Annotated in this window: 11 protein-coding genes and 1 pseudogene; 11 read left to right on the forward strand and 1 reads right to left on the reverse strand. The window is 62.7% G+C overall.

Annotated features, from left to right (window positions below; translation table 11 throughout):
• The 4 genes and pseudogenes from NFR87_RS09840 to NFR87_RS09855 all read left to right on the forward strand — a co-directional run.
• Nucleotides 1–745: helix-hairpin-helix domain-containing protein (locus NFR87_RS09840; protein ID WP_338147051.1), on the forward strand; the 745-nt coding region annotated here is incomplete at its 5' end.
• 21 nt (nucleotides 746–766) lie between these two features.
• Nucleotides 767–1333, forward strand: a pseudogene (rsmD, locus tag NFR87_RS09845) (16S rRNA (guanine(966)-N(2))-methyltransferase RsmD); the annotation flags it as partial.
• A 28-nt stretch (nucleotides 1334–1361) separates the two neighbouring features.
• Nucleotides 1362–1859: a pantetheine-phosphate adenylyltransferase gene (coaD, locus tag NFR87_RS09850; RefSeq protein ID WP_251449236.1), complete on the forward strand. Its 498-nt coding sequence runs from the start codon at nucleotides 1362–1364 to the stop codon at nucleotides 1857–1859.
• Nucleotides 1860–2393, forward strand: a complete 534-nt coding sequence (locus tag NFR87_RS09855) for a hypothetical protein (RefSeq protein ID WP_251449238.1) — start codon at nucleotides 1860–1862, stop codon at nucleotides 2391–2393. It begins immediately after the preceding gene.
• A gap of 80 nt (nucleotides 2394–2473) precedes the next feature.
• Here the strand turns inward: NFR87_RS09855 and NFR87_RS09860 are convergent, their stop codons facing one another.
• Nucleotides 2474–4156: an RCC1 domain-containing protein gene (locus NFR87_RS09860; RefSeq protein ID WP_251449240.1), complete on the reverse strand. Its 1683-nt coding sequence runs from the start codon at nucleotides 4154–4156 to the stop codon at nucleotides 2474–2476.
• Nucleotides 4157–4595: 439 nt separating this feature from the next.
• Between NFR87_RS09860 and mraZ the strand changes: the two genes are divergently transcribed.
• The 7 genes from mraZ to NFR87_RS09895 all read left to right on the forward strand — a co-directional run bounded on the left by mraZ (nucleotide 4596) and on the right by NFR87_RS09895 (nucleotide 13060).
• Nucleotides 4596–5012, forward strand: a complete 417-nt coding sequence (gene mraZ, locus NFR87_RS09865) for a division/cell wall cluster transcriptional repressor MraZ (RefSeq protein WP_251449242.1) — start codon at nucleotides 4596–4598, stop codon at nucleotides 5010–5012.
• Entirely contained in the window at nucleotides 5012–5947 is a 936-nt protein-coding gene (gene rsmH, locus NFR87_RS09870; protein WP_251449244.1) for a 16S rRNA (cytosine(1402)-N(4))-methyltransferase RsmH, read from the forward strand. Before mraZ ends, rsmH begins: the two co-directional genes overlap by 1 nt.
• Nucleotides 5948–5993: 46 nt before the next feature.
• The gene (locus NFR87_RS09875) at nucleotides 5994–6536 is read left to right on the forward strand and encodes a hypothetical protein (protein ID WP_251449245.1); all 543 of its coding nucleotides are present in this window, start codon (nucleotides 5994–5996) and stop codon (nucleotides 6534–6536) included.
• A gap of 124 nt (nucleotides 6537–6660) precedes the next feature.
• Nucleotides 6661–9111, forward strand: a complete 2451-nt coding sequence (locus NFR87_RS09880; protein ID WP_251449247.1) for a penicillin-binding transpeptidase domain-containing protein — start codon at nucleotides 6661–6663, stop codon at nucleotides 9109–9111.
• A 184-nt stretch (nucleotides 9112–9295) separates the two neighbouring features.
• Nucleotides 9296–10717, forward strand: coding sequence for a UDP-N-acetylmuramoyl-L-alanyl-D-glutamate--2,6-diaminopimelate ligase (locus NFR87_RS09885; protein ID WP_251449249.1), 1422 nt, complete (start codon nucleotides 9296–9298; stop codon nucleotides 10715–10717).
• Between the two features lie 91 nt (nucleotides 10718–10808).
• Nucleotides 10809–11813, forward strand: a complete 1005-nt coding sequence (mraY, locus tag NFR87_RS09890) for a phospho-N-acetylmuramoyl-pentapeptide-transferase (RefSeq protein WP_251449251.1) — start codon at nucleotides 10809–10811, stop codon at nucleotides 11811–11813.
• Nucleotides 11814–11866: 53 nt separating this feature from the next.
• Nucleotides 11867–13060 carry an FtsW/RodA/SpoVE family cell cycle protein gene (locus tag NFR87_RS09895; RefSeq protein WP_251449253.1) on the forward strand — a complete coding sequence of 398 codons (1194 nt, stop codon included), beginning with the start codon at nucleotides 11867–11869 and terminating at the stop codon, nucleotides 13058–13060.
• Nucleotides 13061–13136: the final 76 nt, after the last annotated feature.

A 13136-nucleotide genomic window follows, 5' to 3' on the forward strand; every position in this document is an offset into this window, starting at 1 on the left:
GGTGGAGCGCTCCACCTCCCGTCAGGAGCGGCAGTCCAAGACCCTGGAGCTGCTGGGGAGGGTGCTGGACATGGAGCCGCCCCGGCGCATTGAGAGTTATGATATCTCCAACCAGGGCGCCGACGACATCGTGGCCTCCATGGTGGTCTATGTGGACGGCAGGCCCCTGAAGCGGGACTACCGCCGCTTCAAGCTCAAGGATATGGACGGGCCCGACGACTACGCCTCCATGGAGCAGGTGCTCACCAGAAGGTTCAAGCGGTATCTGGAGGGGGACGAAAAGTTTGGCCAGCTGCCCGACGTCCTCTTCATCGACGGCGGCGCCGAGCACGCCCGGGTGGCTCTGGGAGTGGAGCGGGCGCTGGGGCTATCTATTCCCATCTTCGGCATGGTGAAGGACGACCGCCACCGCACCCGGGCGCTGATGACCCCGGAGGGCAGAGAGATCGGTATCCAGCGCTACCCGGCGGTCTTCGCCCTGGTGGGACAGATCCAGGAGGAGACCCACCGTTTCGCCATCGAGTTCCACCGCCAGCAGCAGTCCCAGCGGGTGAAGGGCTCGGAGCTGGACAAGATCCCCGGTATCGGGCAGAAGCGGCGCAACGAGCTGCTAAAACACTTCAAAAGCGTAAAGAATATAAAAAATTCCTCTCTGGCGGAGCTGGAGGAAGTGGTGGGAAAGGCCGCCGGGAAGGCGGTCTACGACTGGTTCGACCGCCGGGGCAAGGAGAAAACGGAGGGGTGAAGGCCCCGGAAACCACACTGGAAAGGACGGATGGAAATGCGTGTTATCACAGGCTCGGCCCGGGGGCGGAAGCTGAAGGAGCTGCCTGGTATGGATACCCGGCCCACCACCGACAAGGTCAAGGAGTCTATCTTCAATATCATCCAGTTCGACGTGGAGGGCCGCCGGGTGCTGGATCTCTTTGCAGGCACCGGCCAGCTGGGCATCGAGGCCCTGAGCCGCGGGGCGGAGAGGTGCGTCTTCGTGGACAGCGGCCGGGAGGCGGTGAAGGTCGTCCGGGAAAACGTGGCGCTTACCGGCTTTGAAAATCAAAGCCGCGTTCACCAGGGGGACTCCGTGGCCTTCCTCACCTCCTGCCGGGAGAAGTTCGCCCTGTGCTTTTTGGATCCGCCCTATGCCTCCGATCTGCTGGACAGGGCCCTGGCAAAGATCGCCGAGATTGACATTATGGCGGAAAATGGTATAATTGTCTGTGAAAGTGCCGCAGGCCGGCTCCTGCCCCAGCTCCCCGCGCCCTATGAGATGGGCCGGGAGTACCGTTACGGCAAGATCAAGCTGACCCTTTACCACCGCCGCGCCCAGCCGTGAGGGCCGCCGCAGCCAAGGATGTGTTGCCATGAAGACCGCCATTTACCCCGGCAGCTTTGACCCCATCACCCTGGGGCATCTAAACGTGATCAAGCGGGCCGCCAGCTGCTTTGACAAGCTCATCGTCTGTGTGATGGTGAATTCCGAGAAGATGACGACGGGCCTGTTTACCCCCGACGAGCGGGTAGAGCTGATCCGCCGGGTGGTGACTAAGCTGCCCAACGTGGAGGTGGATCAGTCCACGCTTATGATCTCCGAATACGCCCGGCAGAAAAAGGCCTGTACGCTGATCAAGGGCCTTCGGGCGGTGTCCGACTATGAGAAGGAGCTTCAGATGGCGCTGATCAACCGGAAGCTGAACCCCCGGCTGGACACCATGTTCCTGCCCTCCAGCACCAAGTATACCTATATCAGTTCCAGCGTGGTCAAGGAGATGGCCTATTACGGAGCTGACCTGAGCGATTTTGTCCCCCGTGAGATCATCGGGGATGTGAACGAAAAAATGAAAAGCGGGAGGAAGCTATAAATGGCCACTGAAGTTGACGAACTGTTGGACATGCTCTTTGAGATGATCGACGAGGCGAAGAACGTGCCGCTGGCCTCGGATAAGTGTATGGTGGAGCGGGACAAGGCGCTGGATCTCATCGACGAGATCCGGGGCCAGTTCCCCATGGAGCTGGCCGAGGCCAAGAAGCTGCGCAGCGCCCGGGACGAGTATATCGCCTCCGCCAAGCGGGAGGGAGAGCTGATCCTGAAGCAGGCCGAGGAGAAGGCCAAGCAGATGTTGGCGGAGGACGAGCTGATGGCCAAGGCCAAGCGCCAGGGCGAGGAGCTGGTGGCCCAGGCCAAGCGGTACAGCAGAGAGCTGCGCCAGGCGGCCAACACTTACTGCGAGGACGCCATGCGCCGCACGGAAGAGGCGGTGGGAGAGGCGTTTGACGAGATCAAAAAGGCCCGCTCCCGGTTCCGGGCCGCCGCGGCCAGCGCGGAGGGCGTCCCTCAGGGCGGCCAGGGCGAGCAGCCCCAGCGGGAGATCTTTGACGCTGAGGCGGAGGAGTAAAAGAGGAAAAGAAAACGGCTGGTGGGATTTCCCACCAGCCGTTTTTTGCGCCTATTCAGGCGTGAGCATATCGATGCGCTTCAACCGGCGTAGGGCGTACCGGTCTCGATGTAGACCCGGCCGGTATCCCTGTTCCAGCCCACGTTGAAGCCCAGAGCCTGGCCCAAGTCCCGAAGCTTGAAATAGGTGTAGCCGCCGCCCTTGTCATCTGTGAGGAGAATGGCGGAGAGGGGGACTTCCCGGCCGTTGACAATGACGGTGGGAGTTCCCTGGCGGCCCTGCCGGTCGCCGGAGAAGGGGGTGTGCATCTCGGAGCCGTTGGAAGAATAGGCGAAGCCTGTGAGGATAGAGGTGACGGAGGCGCTCCAGCTCACCTGAAACTGGGCGGGGGAGCCGTTGAGGAGGAAGGCCGCGTCCCGGAGCTTGACGTAGTTGGTCTCATAGCCCTTTCCGTCCTTCAGGGCGTAAGCCTGAAGGACGACGGGAGCGCCGTCCAAATCCACCTCCTGAGTGCGGGCATAGGCGGTGACGGGCTGGGGATAGACCTTCTCTGTGGAAGGGGTCTGGGAGGGAGAGGGCTCGCCGGTGGAGGGATCCGGAACGGAGACCGGGGCCGAGACGCTCTGGAAGGTTCCGTTGCCCAGCTGACCGCTGGAATTGCTGCCCCAGGTGAGCAGAGAACCTGCCCGGATGGCCAGGGAGTGCTCGCCCCCGGCCTGGATCTGCTGGATGTTGCCATCCAGCCTGACGGGGAGGGCGAGCTTCTGCATGGTGGCCGGGGCGAGTTGGCCGTAAACGTTGCTGCCCCAGCCCCAGAGGGAGCTGTCCGTCTTGAGGGCGAGAACGTGGCAGGCCCGGGAGGAGCCGCCGGCGCTCACCGCGCTGACCTCGGAGAGGATCTGGATGGGGGTGGTCTGGCAGAAGGTGGAGCCGGCGCCGGGCTGCATGACAGCCATGTTACCGGTGCCGCCGTTGCCCAGCTGTCCATACTGGTTGTCGCCCCAGGCCCAGAGAGAACCGTCGGTCTTGATGGCCAGGGAGTAGGCCCGGCTGGCGCTGACGGCGGAGACGTCGCGCATTATCTGAATGGGGGTGAGGCAGTCGGCCATGGGGTCGCCGCCCGGCGTGTCGGCGCCCAGCTGGCCGGCCAGGTTGGCGCCCCAGGCCCAGAGGGAGCCGTCGGCCTTGAGGGCCAGGGTATGGGCCTCGCCGGCGGCCACGGCAGTGACGGCGTCCATGACCTTCACCGGAGTGGTCTGATCCTGGGCGGAGCCGATCCCCAGCTGTCCGCTGCGGTTGGCGCCCCAGGCCCAGAGGGAGCCGTCAGTCTTGATGGCCAGGGAGTGGGAGGCCCCGGCATATACGGCGGACACCCCGTCCATGACCTTGGCGGGGGTGGCGTGGACGGCGTTGTCCTGCGCCCCCAGGCCCAGTTGGCCGGAGGCGTTGTTGCCCCAGGCCCAGAGGGAACCGTCGGCCTGCACCGCCAGGGAGTGATTGCCTCCGGCGGCCATGCTGGTGACGAAGTCCATGACCTTTACCGGGGCGGCGCGGTCGGCGCTGCCGCCGTCCCCCAGCTGACCCATGCTGCCGCCGCCCCAGGCCCAGAGGGAGCCGTCGGTTTTGAGGGCCAGGGTATGCCGGTCGCCGGCGGCGGCCAGGTTGAAGGCGCCGGGGTTCTCCGCCGCTCCGGCGGGAAGGGCCAGGGCACAGGTCAGAGCCAGGCCCCACAGGGCGGCAAGCCATCGCTTTTTCGTGTTCACAGGGGATCTCCTCCTCCGGGTGGAAACCTTAATATAACTGCAACTATTCTACCCCAGAACGCCCGGTCTGGCAAGGCCCACTTTGGCCCTGCCAGGCCGGGCGTTTTCCTCTGCTCCGACCCCGGAGGGGGCGGGGGAAATTTTGTGAAAAAAGCGCATTGCCGGCGGCGGGGATTTTGTCGAAACACAAGATATGGGGCAAAAAACGGAGGGGACATCAAGAAGCTGTGGTTTTGCGCCGAAAAATAGTTACAAAGAAAAACAGAAATCCCGCTTCCATACGAAAAAAGAGGAAATTGACCTGAAAAAAATGAAAAATCCCCGGAAAAAAATTCAAAAGAAGTATTGCAATTTTGTTACAGACCCTTTATACTAAAAGCACAGTGGAGCGAAATGGAGCAAAAAACCATAAAAAGACATTAAAGTGGGGGGTGAGAGCATGACCGGTACTTATGAACATTCCATCGACGCCAAGGGTCGGCTCTTCATCCCTGCCAAGCTCCGGGAGGAGCTGGGCGTGTCTTTTCACCTGGCCATGGGGGTGGACGCCTGTCTTGCCATCTATCCCCAGGAGACCTGGAACCGCTTCACCGAGAAGTTCGCCTCCCTGCCTATGAGCGTGTCCAAGTCCATGCGCACCCTCTTTGCCAACGCCGCCAAGTGCGAGCTGGACAGCCAGGGGCGCATCGTGGTTCCCCCCAAGCTGCGCAAGTACGCCAAGCTGGACAAGGACGTGGTCATCATCGGCGTCAGCGACCGGGCGGAGATCTGGGCCGCCGAGACCTGGAATGCCCAGGAGGAGGAAGAGATGACCCCGGAGAAGATGTCCGCCTGTATGGAGGCACTGGGCTTCTGATGGAGGAATTTTCTCATAAGCCGGTGCTGCTGGACGAGTGCATTCAGGGCCTGAACATCAAGCCCGACGGCATCTATGTGGACGGCACCCTGGGCCGGGCGGGCCACTCCAGTGAGATCGCCAAACGGCTCACCACCGGCCATCTCTACTGCATCGACCGGGATATCGCCGCCATTGAACACGCCAGGGAGAAGCTCTCCCCCTGGATGGACGCGGTGACTCTCGTCCACGGCAACTTCACCGACCTGACCCGGCTGCTCGCAGAGGCGGGCGCCCCCGCCGCCGACGGGATGCTGTTCGACTTTGGCGTATCCTCCCCTCAGCTGGACGACCCGGCACGAGGTTTTTCCTATATGCATGACGCCCCGCTGGATATGCGGATGGATCAGAGGGAACCCCTTACCGCCCGGACGGTGGTCAATGAGTGGCCCCAGGAGGAGCTGCGGCGCATCCTCTGGCAGTATGGAGAGGAGCGGTATGCCCCCGTCATCGCGGGAGCCGTCGTCCGGGCAAGGGGACAAGCGCCCATCGAGACCACCTTCCAACTGGTGGAGGTGATCCGCGCCGCCCTCCCGGCCCAGGCCCTGCGGGAGAAACAGCACCCCGCCAAGCGCACCTTCCAGGCCATCCGCATCGCCGTCAACGACGAGCTTACCGCGGCGCAGCGGGTCATTGAGCAGGCGGTGCCCCTGCTGGCGCCGGGCGGAAGACTGTGCGTTATCACCTTTCACTCCCTGGAGGACAGGATCGTAAAGACCGGCTATGCTGGCTTCGTCAAGGGCTGTACCTGTCCCCCGGATTTCCCGGTGTGTGTGTGCGGCAAAAAGCCCAGCTTGAAGCTCATCAACAAAAAACCCATTCTTCCCGGGGAGAAGGAGCTGGAGGAAAACCCCCGCTCCCGCAGCGCCAAGCTGCGCATCGCCGAGAAGCTGTAAGAGAGACACAAAAGATCCGCAAGCGGTCAGCGGAGAGGAGAATACCATGGCAAGTGCCGTCAGACGGGGCAGCTACGACCCCTATCGCAATCTTACATATTCCGCCTATGACGGCTCCGCCGCCAGAGTGCTGGACGGGGAGGAAGTCCTCCGCCCCCAGCCTCAGGTACGGCCCCGCCATCAGGAGCTTGCCCGGCCCAAGGTGCAGGTGCGCCAGGCGGGAAAGGTCTCCCTTTTCGCCGTGGCGGGCTTTGCCGCGGTGGCGGCGCTGGCGGTGTTCATTCTGATGAGCTACGTCCAGCTGGCCACGGTGTCCAGCGAGGTGGTGTCCCTGAACAATGAGATGAGCCGCCTTCAGAGCGAGGAGGCTGTGCTCCGGGCCCGCTATGAGCTGGCCTACGACGTAGGCGCCATTGAAAATGCGGTCACTGCCGACGGCTCTATGAGCCGGCCCCAGCTGGGACAGATGGTCTACGTGGACATGACCGAGCCTGACAGCGTGGTGGTCTACGAGCAGGAACAGGAGACGGAGAGCGGACTTTTGGAGACTGTCCGGGAGACGCTGGGCAATCTTCTGGCATATTTTTGAGCCGGGAACCATAGATTGGGTCGAGAAGGCACAGAAAGAGAAAAGGGGCCCCTTTGGGCCCGAGAGGTGAGGGCGTAAGAAAAGTCTTTCTTACGCCCTCCTGTGATGAAAGGGGAGAAACCGCATGGATTGCCGCCAGGAGCGCAGGGAGGAGGGCAGCCGCCCCGTCCCAGACCGAAAGGCCAACCGCACCATCCTCATCCGCACTCTGGTGCTGATGGCGATTTTTGGTGTGCTGACCTTCGCGCCGCTGTTTTTCCGGCTCTATGATATCCAGATCAGGAACCACCAGGATTTTCAGGAGCGGGCCATCCAGCAGCAGACCATGGACAACGCCGTCTCCGCCAACCGGGGCAAGATCAAGGACGCCAACGGCAAGGTACTGGCCCGCTCCGCCACGGTGTACGACGTGATCTTCTCCCCCAACGATTTTGTAAAGGTGCAGGAGAACTGGGACGCCGCCTATGTCAGCGCGGACGGCTCCATCCGCACGGGGAAGGACGGCTACTATCCCCGGCCGGAGGCGGCGGCGGTGGCCCAGGGCCTGGCGGAAATTTTGGGGGGAGACGCGGAAAAGATACAAAAGAGCATCGAGAAGACGGGCAGCTACTACGAGGTGCTGGCCAACCGGGTGGAGAGCGAGACCGAGGAGGCCCTGCGCCAGTTCATCCGGGATCAGCACCTGTCCAACAGCCTGGTGCTCAACCCCACCAGCAAACGGTATTATACTTACGGTTCTCTGGCCGCCCAGGTCATCGGCTGGGTGAACTGGAAAAACGACAACAAGGGCGCCTACGGCATGGAGGCCCTTTACGAGGACGACCTGGCAGGCCGCACCGGCCGGGTGGTCACCGCCAAAAACGGCCGGGGCCGGGAGATGAAATACTCCTTCCAGGACTATTACGACGCCACCGACGGCAACGACCTGAACCTGACTCTGGACGCCACCATCCAGCTCTACTGCGAGCGCATCCTGGAAAAGGGCATCGAGATGTTCGAGGTGCAGGACGGCGGCTTCGTCATCGCCATGGATCCCAACACGGGGGCCATCAAGGCCTGGGCCACCTCGCCCGGCTACAACCTCAACGACCCATGGGGAGTGGTGGATCCGGTGCTGAGCCAGTACCTGGAGTCGGTGCAGAACGACCCCGCCGCCAATGAGGAGGCCTATATGGAGGCCCTGAAGCAGATGCAGCTGCGCCAGTGGCGCAACAGGGCCATCAACGACACCTACGAGCCCGGCTCCACCTTCAAGTCCATGGTGCTGGCGGCGGCCCTGGAGGAGGGCGTTGTCAACGAGAGCACCACCTTCTATTGCCCCGGCTACTACATGGTGGGCGACGACAAGATCGGCTGTTCCAAAAAGGAGCCGGGCCACGGCAGCCAGGATCTGGCCACGGCGGTGGCAAACTCCTGCAACCCCGCCTTCATGATGATCGGCCAGGCCCTGGGGGCGGAGAAGTTTTACGACTATCTGGAGGATTTCGGCTTTCTGGAGGCCACCGGGGTGGATATACAGGGCGAGTCCTCCATCAATCCGGTGAGCGCCAGCCTGATCTGGTCGAGGCAGACCTTTACCGCCCCCAGTACCAAGCAGAACGCCTACCTGGCCACCGCCTCCTTCGGCCAGCGGTTCCAGGTCACCCCCCTCCAGCTCATCACGGCGGCCTCCGCCGTCATCAACGGCGGTCACCTGATGGAGCCCTATGTGATGGAGTCCATCACCGACCCGGACGGGAACATCATCAAGAAAAACGAGCCCACCGAGGTGCGGCAGGTCATCAGCGAGGAGACCTCGGCGCGCTGCCGCACCATTCTGGAGGGCGTGGTGGACGGCGGAACCGGCAAACGGGCCTACGTCCCCGGCTACCGCATCGGCGGCAAGACCGGTTCCTCCGAGACCGTCAAGGCCGGAGAGGATCTCATCATCTCCCGGGGCGAGGACTACACCATCGTCTCCTTCCTGGGCTTTGCCCCCGCCGACGATCCCCAGATCGTGTTCCTGCTGGCTTACAACGCCCCCAAGCCGGTCTCGCCGGGGAGCAACCTGACCTCCCGGGACTACTACATCTCCGGCGGCAATATGGCCGCTATGATGGCCGGCGAGCTGATGGAGGATATCCTGGCCCATATGGGCGTGGAGCGGCATTACTCCGATTCGGAAAAGGCCATGATCGATGTGACGGTGCCCAATCTGGTGGGCCAGACCGCCCAGGTAGGCCAGGAGGCCGCCACCGGCGCAGGCTTCGGCGTGCGTACGGTGGGCGAGGGGGAGACCGTCACTGCCCAGATCCCTGTGGGCGGCGCCAACATCCCCAGCGGCAGCGAGATCGTGCTCTATTTGGGGGAGGAGAAGCCGGCCGACCTGGTCACCGTTCCCGACGTCCGGGGCCAGAGCGCCAGCCAGGCCCAGGAGACCCTGGCCAGGAGCGGCCTGTACCTGAAGGTGGGCGGCAACAGCAACTATATGTCCAAGGAGGCCCGGGTAGCGGGGCAGTCCATCAACGTTGGCACCAGCGTGGAGCGGGGTACCGTGGTGGAATGCCGGTTCTCGGATAATACGATGGTGGATTAAAGGGAAGCGCGGAGCAAGGGGCTGCGAGGGAGCTTGGACTGGAGCGAGGGCGAGCGCAGGGCTGCGAAGCGGCCCGCAGACCAGCCCGAGTCGGATGGAGCGTACCCTTTGCGGGCAAAACGACCGAGCGGTCAGCCCTTTGCATAGCGTGACAGCCCCATCAATAAAATAAAGAGGTGTTCGTATGCGCCTGCACCGGCTGCTGGAGGGCACGGGCTGTATAGGCCCCCTGCCCCGGGACGTGGAAGTAAAGGGCATTTCTTACGACACCAGAACGATAAAGCCCGGCGAGGTATTCGTGGCCTTGCATGGGTACAAGACAGACGGACACAGATATATGTCCCAGGCCCGGGCCCAGGGGGCCGCCGCCGTGGTCTGTGAGGAGGGCCCGGGGATCCGCGTCCCCGACGCGCGGGCCGCCCTGGCCGCCATGTCCGCCAATTGGTTCGGCCATCCGGGGTCGGAGCTGGAGCTGGTGGGAGTCACCGGCACCAACGGAAAGACCACCGTCACCACTCTGCTGTGGAGCGTTTTGGGGGAGGCCCTGGAGACCAAGGTGGGCCTTTTGGGCACCAACGTCAACCGGATAGGGGAGAGGCTGTACCCCGCCCAGCGCACCACGCCGGAGAGCTATGAGACCCAACAGTGGCTGCGCCAAATGGCGGACGGGGGCTGTACTCACGTGGTGATGGAGGTCTCCTCCCATGCCCTGTGCCTCCACCGGGTGGATGGGCTCACCTTTTCTGTGGGGGCCTTCACCAACCTGACCCAGGATCATTTGGACTTTCACAAGACCATGGAGGCGTACCGCCAGGCCAAGGGCCGTCTCTTTGCCCAGAGCCGGGCCGCGGTCATCAACACAGACGATCCGGCGGGAGAATATTATGTAAACCAAATTTCCGGCACCCTTCTCACCTACTCCGCCAGCGGCTCCGCCGCCGGTCTTTGGGCCAAAAATGCGGCCCTCCATCCCGACCGGGTGGAGTTTCAAGCGGTGGCTGGCGGAGAGGAGACAGCTGTGCGGGTCAATATCCCCGGCGGCTTTACGGTGTATAACGCCCTGTGCGTTCTGGGCTGCGCCCGGGCGCTGGGGATCTCCTTGCCTGCGGCGGCGGGGATCCTGGCCCGCGCCCAGGGGGTCAAGGGGCGCATGGAGGTGGTTCCCACCCCCGGCCCCGGCACGGTCATCATCGACTATGCCCACACTCCCGACGCCCTGGAAAACGCCCTGACGGCTCTTCGGGGCTTTACCGGGGGGCGGCTCATCTGCCTGTTTGGCTGCGGCGGCGACCGGGATCGGGGCAAGCGGCCCATCATGGGCTCCATCGCCCAGGGGCGCAGCGATCTGTGCGTGGTCACCTCCGACAATCCCAGAACGGAGGCGCCGGAGGCGATCATCGACGATATCCTGGCGGGAATGGAGGCGGATGAGGCCTCTATCCTGGTGGAGCCTGACCGTCCCACCGCCATCCGCCTGGCCCTGGAGCAGCTCCGGGAGGGGGATGTGCTCCTGCTGGCGGGGAAGGGCCATGAGACCTATCAGGAGGTCAAGGGTGAGAAACGGCACATGGATGAACGGGAGCTGGTGGCCGCATATTTTTCCTGACGGTTGCCAAAATCCTCCCCATGTGATACAATACCCGCTTGCGTGAGGCGGGAGGAAGTGTTCCCGAGAGAAAAGCGCTGGAGGTCTAAAAATGGGTAATATCAACGCGGATATCCTGCTGGTGATTGGGGTGAGCTTCGTCCTCACCGCCTTTCTGGGGCGGCTGCTGATCCCCGTTCTGCGGGCGCTGAAGGCGGGCCAGTCCATCAAGGAGATCGGCCCCAGCTGGCACATGGCCAAGCAGGGCACCCCCACCATGGGCGGGCTTATGTTTATCATCGCCATCGGCGTGGTGGTGGCCGGCTTCAGCTTCCGGGGCCACATTCAGAACGGCGACTTCGGCGGGCTCTATGTTTTCGGCTTCGCCCTTATTTTCGGCGCCATCGGATTCATTGACGACTATATGAAGGTAGTCCACCACGAGAATACCGGCCTTACCGCCGGGTGGAAGTTCCTTCTGCAGCTGGCCGCCGCCATTTTGATGACGGTGCTGCTGCGAAACGAGAACTATCTGGATCCCAACCTCTATATCCCCTTTGTCAATGTTTCCGTCCCCCTGCCCTGGCCGGTGTACATGGTCTTCGCCGCCTTTGTTATGGTGGGCACGGTGAACGCGGTGAACATTACCGACGGGCTGGACGGCCTGTCCTCTTCGGTGACGATCCCGGTGGCGGCGTTTTTCGTCGTGATGACCGCCCAGTGGAACAAGGGAGAGCTGACGGTCTTTGCCGCCGCCCTGCTGGGCGGCCTGCTGGGCTTTTTGCTTTATAACCACTATCCCGCCCAGGTCTTTATGGGGGATACCGGCTCCCTGTTCCTGGGGGGCGCGGTGTGCGGCCTGGCCTTTGCCACGGATATGCCCCTGGTGCTGGTGCTGGTGGGGATCGTCTATATTGCCGAGACCCTCTCCGACATCATCCAGGTCGCCTATTTCAAGCTGACCCACGGAAAGCGTATTTTTAAGATGGCTCCTCTCCATCACCACTTTGAGATGTGCGGGTGGAAGGAGCGGAAGGTGGTGGCGGTCTTCTCCGCCGTATCCATCCTGTTTTGCCTCCTCGCCTATCTGGGCGTAATGGGGCGGTATCAGATCTAAGAGGCAAAGGGAGCGGGGAAGCGGATTTTGCGATAGCGTGAGGTGGTGCGGTCATGGCAAAACGGGATCTGACAATGGAACAGCAGCTGGCCCGGGGCCCATTGGATCTGCCCTTTTTGATGCTGGCGGTGCTGCTCACCGTCATCGGCGTTATCATGGTCTTCTCCGCCTCCTACGCCACCGCGATCAACGAGGATCGCGCCGCCACCTACTACTTTGCCCGGCAGGCCATTTTTGCCGTGGCGGGCCTGGTGGCCATGTACGTCACCTCCAAGATCAACTACCAGCAGTTTCGCTGGATGTCTATTTTTGCGCTTGGGCTGGCCTTTTTCCTGCTGGTGCTGGTGCTGATCCCCGGCTTCCACACCAATCGGGCCGATGGAGTCAAACGGTGGCTCAGGGTGCCGGGTATCGGCTCCTTCCAGCCCTCTGAGGTGGCAAAGCTGGGCGTCACCCTCTATTTTGCCGCCCGGATGAGCAAACGGCAAAGCGAGAAAAAGCGGGAGTATAACCGCCGGACATATTCCGGGGTCATCCTCAAGTGGCTGGACGACATCGGCTTTATGGAGCTGGTTCCCTACGGCCTGATCCTGCTGGCCATTATGATCCTCATGCGTCTGGAGCCCCATATGTCAGGTACGATCCTGGTGCTGGTGCCCGCCGCCGCCATCCTGTTTGCCGGCGGGGTGAAGCTGCGCTGGTTTGGCGTGGGCATCGCCGGCGTGGCGGGCATCCTGGCCCTGTCCATGACCGGCTACCAATCCACCCGTATCCTGGTGTGGCAGGATCCCTGGGCCTATCCCAGGGACGGCGGCTTCCAGATCATTCAGTCCCTCTATGCTATCGGCTCCGGCGGCCTGTTCGGCGTGGGCTTCGGCCAAAGCCGCCAGAAGCAGCTCTTCCTCCCCGAGCCGGAAAACGACTTCATCTTCTCCATCGTCTGCGAGGAGCTGGGCCTGATCGGAGCGGGACTCATTCTGGCCCTGTTCGTCATGCTTATCCTGCGGGGCTATTGGATCGCCCTCCACGCAAGAGACCGGTTCGGCTCTCTGCTGGCGGTGGGCATCACCACCCTGCTGGCCGTCCAGGTATTTCTCAATATCTCGGTGGTCACCAACTTCCTGCCCACCACCGGCATCTCCCTGCCCTTTTTCAGCTATGGCGGCACGGCGCTGATGATACAGCTGGTGGAGATGGGGATCGTTCTCAGCGTCTCCCGGCAGATACCGGTCACAAAACAGGGTTAGGAGCGCGGAGCAAGGGACTGCGAGGGAGCTTGGACTGGAGCGAAGCCGAGCGCAGGGCCGCAGGGCGGCCCGAAGA

This window comes from Vermiculatibacterium agrestimuris, assembly GCF_943193085.1.
Taxonomy (GTDB): domain Bacteria; phylum Bacillota; class Clostridia; order Oscillospirales; family Oscillospiraceae; genus Vermiculatibacterium; species Vermiculatibacterium agrestimuris.

Coding starts and splice junctions, on each gene's coding strand:
- coaD (WP_251449236.1), top strand. CDS start 1,362: ATGAAGACCGCCATTTACCCCGGCAGCTTTGACCCCATCACCCTGGGG.
- NFR87_RS09855 (WP_251449238.1), top strand. CDS start 1,860: ATGGCCACTGAAGTTGACGAACTGTTGGACATGCTCTTTGAGATGATC.
- mraZ (WP_251449242.1), top strand. CDS start 4,596: ATGACCGGTACTTATGAACATTCCATCGACGCCAAGGGTCGGCTCTTC.
- rsmH (WP_251449244.1), top strand. CDS start 5,012: ATGGAGGAATTTTCTCATAAGCCGGTGCTGCTGGACGAGTGCATTCAG.
- NFR87_RS09875 (WP_251449245.1), top strand. CDS start 5,994: ATGGCAAGTGCCGTCAGACGGGGCAGCTACGACCCCTATCGCAATCTT.
- NFR87_RS09880 (WP_251449247.1), top strand. CDS start 6,661: ATGGATTGCCGCCAGGAGCGCAGGGAGGAGGGCAGCCGCCCCGTCCCA.
- NFR87_RS09885 (WP_251449249.1), top strand. CDS start 9,296: ATGCGCCTGCACCGGCTGCTGGAGGGCACGGGCTGTATAGGCCCCCTG.
- mraY (WP_251449251.1), top strand. CDS start 10,809: ATGGGTAATATCAACGCGGATATCCTGCTGGTGATTGGGGTGAGCTTC.
- NFR87_RS09895 (WP_251449253.1), top strand. CDS start 11,867: ATGGCAAAACGGGATCTGACAATGGAACAGCAGCTGGCCCGGGGCCCA.